Here is a 6,345-nt window from a genome sequence, read left to right as displayed (position 1 = left end):
CCGTCCGGGGCGTACGACAGACGGCAGTACACAGCTGCCTGCTTCGGCTTCACCACCATGCCGAAGAGTGTAGGTGCGTACCGGAGATTGAGCGATCTGCTCGCCGCGCTCAACACGGGCCACGAGGGCGGCTGCGGCACCGTCCACGCCAACGCGGCCGCCGATGTACCGGCCCGGCTGGAGGCGCTCGGCACGGCGGCCGGGCTCGACCGGGCCGCCCTGCACAGCCAGTTGGCGGCGGCCGTGTCGGTGGTGCTGCATCTGGTCCGCGATCGGAGCGGGCGGCGGCGTATCGCCGAGGTGCATGTGCTGGAGCGTGATCCGACCGGGCTGGTGCGGACGGTGCCGGCGCTGCGGTGGGGCGCGCGGGCCTTTGTGGAGGAGGCCGGATGGGGGCGGTTGCGGGAGTTGTCGGGGGTGCGGTGGGGCGCGGACAGGGCGGCGATGGCGAACAGCGGGGAGTCGACGGGTGAGCGGGATGCGTGAGTGGGCGGGGCAGATGTCGATGGGGGCGGCGGTGGCGTGTGCCGGGGCCGCCGTGTGGCTGATGAGCGAGCGGGGCGCCGGAGCGCGGCGGGCGCGCCTGCTGCTCGCCGGGGGCGGGGTCGTGGGGGTCGGACCACCGGTCTGGCAGGAGTGGGCCGAACGGCTGCGGTGGATCCGGGGGCGGTGGCGGCCCGAGTGGTGGTCGCTCGTGGCCGGGCTGGTCGTGGCGGTGCTCGGGGCCTCGGCGCTGCCGGTCGTCGCGGGAGCGGCCGGGGTGCCCCTGCTGCGGCGGGTGCGCCGGGCCGGGGAGGCGCGGCGGGACCGGGAGCGGCGAGGGGACGCGGTGATCGCGCTGTGCGCGGCCCTCGCCGGGGAGGTCCGCGCCGGACGGCAGCCCGGCGAGGCCCTGCTGCGGGCAGCGCGGGACTCCGGCGGGCTGGGCTCGGCGCAGGCGGCCGTACTGGCGGCGGCGCGGTTCGGCGGGGACGTGCCCGGCGCGCTCACGGCCGCGGCGCGACGATCAGGAGCCGAGGGCCTGGGCGGGCTGGCCGCGTGCTGGCGGGTGGCCGTGGACCAGGGCGCCGGCCTGGCGGACGGACTCGACCGCCTGGAAGGGGCGTTGCGCGCGGAGCGCGACCAACGGGCGGATCTGCGAGCGCAGCTGGCGGGGCCACGGGCCACCGCCGTGATGCTGGCCGCCCTGCCCGTCCTCGGGCTCCTGCTCGGCGCGGCGCTCGGCGCCGATCCCCTGAGGGTCCTGCTGCACACCGGGCCCGGGCTGGGCTGTCTGCTCGCCGGCGTCCTGCTGGAGGGCGTGGGCATGTGGTGGGCGCTGCGGATCGTGCGGGGAGCGGAGTCGGCGTGAGCGAGGGAGTTGTCCACAGGCTGGGGGCGGTCGTGGGGACCGCGATGGTCCTGGCGTGGTTCGTGCGGTGGGCGTGGGCCGCCCGCAGGCGGCGGTGGGCCCGGCGACGGGTGGCCGAGGTGCTGGGGTGTGAGGAGGCGCCCCAGGGGCCGCGGGTCGAGGTGCGGGAGGCGGCGCGTCGGTGGCTGCCGGAGGTGGGGGTGCTCGGCGTCGGGTGGGCGCTCGTCGGAGGCGTCCCCGGGGTCGTGGTGGGTGCGATCGGTGCGGCCGGGCTGTGGCGGTGGCGTCGGCGGCAGGACGCGGGCGGCGCCGCGAGCCAGGCGGAGGACCGGGCGGCCGCCGCCCGGCAACTGCCACTGGCCGCCGATCTGCTGGCCGCCTGCATCGCGGCGGGCGCGGGCCCGGTTGTCGCCGCACAGGCCGTCGGAGAGGCACTGGGCGGCCCTGTAGGGGGACTGCTGGCGCGGGGCGCGGCCGAGGTACGGCTCGGCGGCGAACCGGCCGCATCCTGGCGCGGGTTGGCCTCGGTGCCAGGGGCGGCCGCCCTGGCGCGGCTGCTGGAGCGGGCCGATGAGTCCGGGCTGCCCGCCGCGGGACCGGTGGCCCGGCTCGCGGCCGACGTCCGCGCCGACCGGGTGCGCACGGCGACGGTCCGTGCCCGGCGGGCGGCCGCCCTGGTCACCGCGCCGGTGGGGCTGTGCTTCCTGCCCGCCTTCATCGCGGTCGGGGTGCTGCCCGTGGTCATCGGGCTCGCGGGCGGGGTGCTGGGAGGGGGTGGGCGATGAGCGGGTGAGGGGACTGAGGGCGGCCGACCGGCCAGAGGCGACTGACGAGATCGATCAATGACACGGGACCTCATGGGGGTTGAGATGTACAAGGCGGTATGTGCGGTACGGGCGCGGCTGCGTGCCCTGGTGTGCGGGGTGCGGGCGGCGGGGCGGAGGGACGCGGGGATGGTCACCTCCGAGTACGCGATGGGGATCGTCGCGGCGGTGGCGTTCGCCGTGCTGCTCTACAAGGTGGTGACGAGCCCTGCGATCGCCGAGCTGTTGCAGGACACGGTGAAGCGGGCGCTCAGTGCGGGGATGTGAGCGCGGCCGGGCGCGCTGGTCGGACCGGGGGTTCGTGACGGCGGAGTCGGCGGTGGTGCTGCCGGTGCTGGTGGCGTTCGCGATGGCGTTGGTGTGGGGGCTGCTCATGGTGGCCACCCAGATCCAGTGCGTGGACGCGGCCAGGACCGGCGCCCGGGCGGCGGCCCGGCAGGACCCGCCCGACGCGGTCGTCGGACTGACCCGCGCGACCGCGCCCCGCGGCGCGCGGGTGACGGTGAGCCGGGAGGGTGACCGGGTGCGGGTGGTGGTCGTGGCGAAGCCGCCGGCGTTGGGGGTGTTGCCGTTCGAGGTACGGGAGGAGGCCGTGGCGATGGCCGAGGACGTGGGGGTGGGGCCGTGAGGGCGGGAACCGCTCGTGTACGGGGTGACCGTGGCTCCGCCACCGTCTGGGGCGTCGCTGTGATCGCTGTGCTCTGTGTGGTGTTCGGCGTGGTCCTGGCGCTGGGTCAGGCCGTGGTCGTCCGGCACCGGGCGGCCGGGGGCGCGGATCTCGCGGCGCTGGCGGCGGCGGACCACTGGGCCGACGGTGCTGCGGCGGCCTGCGCCCGGGCGGAGCGGGTGGCCCGGGAGCAGGGGGCGCGGCTGGTGCGGTGCGCGGTCGTGGGCGAGGTGTCGGACGTGACGGCGGCGTCGGGCCGGGGCCCCTTCAGGGCGGAGGTCAGGGCGCGGGCCGGTTCTCCGGAGTCTGCGGCCCTGCCGGAGGTCAGGGCGTCGGCGGGTCTTCCGGAATCTGCGGCTCTGCCGAAGGTGCCGCATCCGGTCCCTCACGCATCGGCGCCCCAGGTGCCGGTGCCGACTCGGGTGCCGGTGCCGAAGGAGGCGCCGGGGGTTGCGCCCCCTGCTCCTCCGCCTGCTCCTTCCCCTGCACCTCGGCCTGTTCCTCCGGCGCCCCCCGCAGCAGCTCCGTGAGCAGCCGTACGGCCCCCCTCTTGTGCAGCGGATCGTTGCCGTTGCCGCACTTGGGGGACTGGATGCAGGACGGGCAGCCGGCGTCGCACTCGCAGGAGGCGATGGCCTGGCGGGTGGCGGTCAGCCAGGCGCGGGCGGTGTGGAAGGCGCGCTCCGCGAAGCCCGCGCCGCCGGGGTGGCCGTCGTAGACGAAGACCGAGGGCAGCAGCGTGTCGGGGTGCAGCGGGACGGACACGCCGCCGATGTCCCAGCGGTCGCAGGTCGCGAAGAGGGGCAGCATGCCGATCGACGCGTGTTCGGCGGCGTGCAGGGCGCCGCCGAGGATCTCGGGGTTGATGCGGGCGGCGTCCAGCTGGTCCTCGGTGACCGTCCACCACACCGCGCGCGTGCGCAGCGTACGAGGAGGGAGGTCGAGTTTCGACTCGCCGAGTACTTCACCCGTGATGAGCCGACGACGCAGGAAGGAGACGACCTGGTTGGTGACTTCGACCGAGCCGTAGCACAGGCGGCCCTCGCCCCAGGGGATCTCGACGTCCGTCTCCAGGACGGAGATCGAGGTGGTGTCGCGGGCGACCGTCGAGTACGGCGGCGCGGCCTCCTCGACCAGGGCCACCGAGTCCTCCAGGTCCAGGGAACGCACCAGGTAGGTGCGGCCCTGGTGCAGATGGACCGCGCCCTCGTGCACCGTGGCGTGGGCGGCGCCCGCGTCGACCGTGCCGAGCAGCCGACCGGTGCCGGCCTCGACGATCTGCACCGGGCGGCCGCCCTCGCCCCGGATGTCGGTGAGGTCGGCGGCCCGCTCCCGGCGAGTCCAGTGCCACGCCCTGGTGCGGCGGCGCAGCAGCTTGGCGGACTCCAGCTGGGGGAGCAGTTCCCCGGTCGTCGGACCGAACAGCTCGAAGTCCTCCTCGGTCAGCGGGAGCTCCGCGGCCGCCGCGCACAGGTGCGGGGCGAGGACGTACGGGTTGTCGGGGTCGAGGACGGTGGATTCGACCGGTTGGTCGAACAGGGCCTCGGGGTGGTGGACCAGGAAGGTGTCCAGCGGGTCGTCGCGGGCGACCAGCACTGCCAGGGCGCCCTGGCCGGACCGTCCCGCCCGGCCGGCCTGCTGCCACAGGGAGGCGCGGGTGCCCGGGTATCCGGCGATCAGGACGGCGTCCAGGCCGGAGACGTCGATGCCGAGTTCGAGGGCGGTGGTCGCGGCCAGGCCGAGGAGTTCGCCGGAGTGGAGGGCCTGTTCGAGGGCGCGGCGTTCCTCGGGGAGGTAGCCGCCCCGGTAGGCCGCGACACGCCGGGCCAGTGAGCGGTCGACCTCGGTGAGGCGTTCCTGGGCGATGACGGAGATCAGCTCGGCGCCGCGCCGGGACCGTACGAAGGCGACCGTGCGCATGCCCTGGACGGCGAGGTCGGTGAGGAGGTCGGCGGTCTCGGCGGTGGCCGTGCGGCGGACGGGGGCGCCCTTCTCGCCCCGCAGCTCGGTGAGCGGCGGCTCCCACAGGGCGAACACCAGTTCACCGCGTGGTGAGGCGTCGTCGGCCACCTCGACGACCGGGAGGCCGGTGAGGCGGCGGGCGGCCACAGCGGGCTCCGCGGCGGTCGCGGAGGCCAGCAGGAAGACGGGGGTGGAGCCGTAGCGGGCACACAGCCGGCGCAGTCGGCGCAGCACCTGGGCGACGTGCGAGCCGAAGACGCCGCGGTAGGTGTGGCACTCGTCGATGACGACGTACTGCAGCGCCTTGAGGAAGGAGGACCAGCGGGGGTGGGAGGGAAGGATCCCCCGGTGCAGCATGTCCGGGTTGGTCAGGACGTAGTTGGCGTACTGGCGGATCCACTCGCGTTCCTCGAACGGAGTATCGCCGTCGAACACGGCTGGGCGAACGGCCGTGCCCAGAGGTTGTGAAAGTTCCTTCACGGACCGGCACTGGTCCGCCGCGAGCGCCTTGGTGGGGGCCAGGTAGAGGGCGGTGGCGCCGCGGCCGTTCGGGGCCTCTGAGCCGTCCAGGAGCCGGGAGAGCACCGGGGCGAGGTAGGCCAGGGACTTGCCGGAGGCGGTGCCCGTCGCGACGACCACCGAGTCGCCGTCCAGGGCGTGCTCGGCGGCCAGCGCCTGGTGGGCCCAGGGGTGCTCGATACCCGCCGTATGGATGGTCGCGATCACTTCCGGGCGAATCCGGTCAGGCCAGACGGCATGGCGACCCGCCCGCGGGGGCAAGTGCTCCGTATGAGTGATGCGCGATGCCCGGCTCGGCCCGGAGGCGAGCCGGCCCAGGACGGTGCCCGGGGACGGGCGCTGGACGGGGCCCGACGAGGATCGATCAGATCGGTGATTCTTGGCCATCGGCACCGAGTGTGTCACTGGCGTGACGGACAATGGGCTCAAGGCGTCGTGCACGCCTGCCGGTAAGTGATTGAATGCCATCGCGGCTGGCGAACCGTCCTGGGGGCTGCAAGCCGAGGTGTCCCGAGGGGCGACCGCTCGATAGCAAGGTGCTGGAGGATCCGTGGACCTGTCCCTGTCGACCCGTACCGTCGGCGATCGTACGGTCGTCGAGGTCGGTGGCGAAATCGACGTATATACCGCGCCCAAGTTGCGCGAGCAGCTGGTCGAGCTGGTGAACGACGGGAATTTCCACCTCGTCGTCGACATGGAGGGCGTGGACTTCCTCGACTCCACCGGACTCGGCGTGCTGGTCGGCGGCCTGAAGCGGGTGCGTGCCCATGAGGGCTCGCTGCGCCTGGTCTGCAACCAGGAGCGCATTTTGAAGATCTTCCGCATCACCGGTCTGACCAAGGTGTTCCCGATCCACACCTCGGTCGACGAAGCGGTGGCGGCCACCGACTGACCCGCCGTGGGCGGGGGGGGGGCGCCGCCCCCCCCCCCCCCCCCGGGGCCAACGGCGGGCCGGGGGGGGGGGGGGGCGGCCCCCCCGCCACGCCCCCCGCGGGTGGGGGGGGGGGGGGTGGGCCCCGGGG

Annotated in this window: 7 protein-coding genes and 1 pseudogene; 7 read left to right on the top strand and 1 reads right to left on the bottom strand. The window is 75.0% G+C overall.

Features of this window, described 5'->3' with window-relative positions; genetic code table 11:
* The 6 genes and pseudogenes from ACH5AC_RS38280 to ACH5AC_RS38255 form a co-directional block, all read left to right on the top strand.
* Positions 1–486 (top strand): ATPase, T2SS/T4P/T4SS family (locus tag ACH5AC_RS38280; RefSeq protein WP_398866983.1); only part of this gene is annotated, 486 nt, incomplete at its 5' end.
* Entirely contained in the window at positions 479–1,351 is an 873-nt protein-coding gene (locus ACH5AC_RS38275; protein ID WP_398866984.1) for a type II secretion system F family protein, read from the top strand. The genes ACH5AC_RS38280 and ACH5AC_RS38275, both read left to right, overlap by 8 nt.
* A complete protein-coding gene (locus ACH5AC_RS38270) occupies positions 1,348–2,136 on the top strand; it encodes a type II secretion system F family protein (protein WP_398866982.1) in 789 nt (262 codons plus the stop codon). Before ACH5AC_RS38275 ends, ACH5AC_RS38270 begins: the two co-directional genes overlap by 4 nt.
* A gap of 84 nt (positions 2,137–2,220) precedes the next feature.
* Complete coding sequence (locus ACH5AC_RS38265) at positions 2,221–2,442, top strand: DUF4244 domain-containing protein (RefSeq protein ID WP_398866981.1); 222 nt, start codon at positions 2,221–2,223, stop codon at positions 2,440–2,442.
* Positions 2,429–2,803: a TadE family type IV pilus minor pilin gene (locus tag ACH5AC_RS38260; RefSeq protein ID WP_398866980.1), complete on the top strand. Its 375-nt coding sequence runs from the start codon at positions 2,429–2,431 to the stop codon at positions 2,801–2,803. The genes ACH5AC_RS38265 and ACH5AC_RS38260 overlap by 14 nt, the downstream gene beginning before the upstream one ends.
* Positions 2,800–3,078, top strand: a pseudogene (locus ACH5AC_RS38255) (Rv3654c family TadE-like protein); the annotation flags it as partial. The gene ACH5AC_RS38260 and the pseudogene ACH5AC_RS38255, both read left to right, overlap by 4 nt.
* Before the next feature lie 88 nt (positions 3,079–3,166).
* Here ACH5AC_RS38255 and ACH5AC_RS38250 read toward each other — a convergent pair.
* The gene (locus ACH5AC_RS38250; protein ID WP_398866979.1) at positions 3,167–5,791 is read right to left on the bottom strand and encodes a DEAD/DEAH box helicase; all 2,625 of its coding nucleotides are present in this window, start codon (positions 5,789–5,791) and stop codon (positions 3,167–3,169) included.
* Positions 5,792–5,873: 82 nt separating this feature from the next.
* Here ACH5AC_RS38250 and bldG point away from each other — a divergent pair, with 82 nt between their 5' ends.
* Positions 5,874–6,215, top strand: coding sequence for an anti-sigma factor antagonist BldG (bldG, locus tag ACH5AC_RS38245; protein WP_009189842.1), 342 nt, complete (start codon positions 5,874–5,876; stop codon positions 6,213–6,215).
* The last annotated feature ends 130 nt before the right edge of the window (positions 6,216–6,345 follow it).

This window comes from Streptomyces sp. NPDC018693 (genome assembly GCF_044391385.1).
Classification (GTDB): Bacteria; Actinomycetota; Actinomycetes; order Streptomycetales; family Streptomycetaceae; genus Streptomyces.
This window is presented reverse-complemented; position numbering and strand designations above follow the sequence as displayed.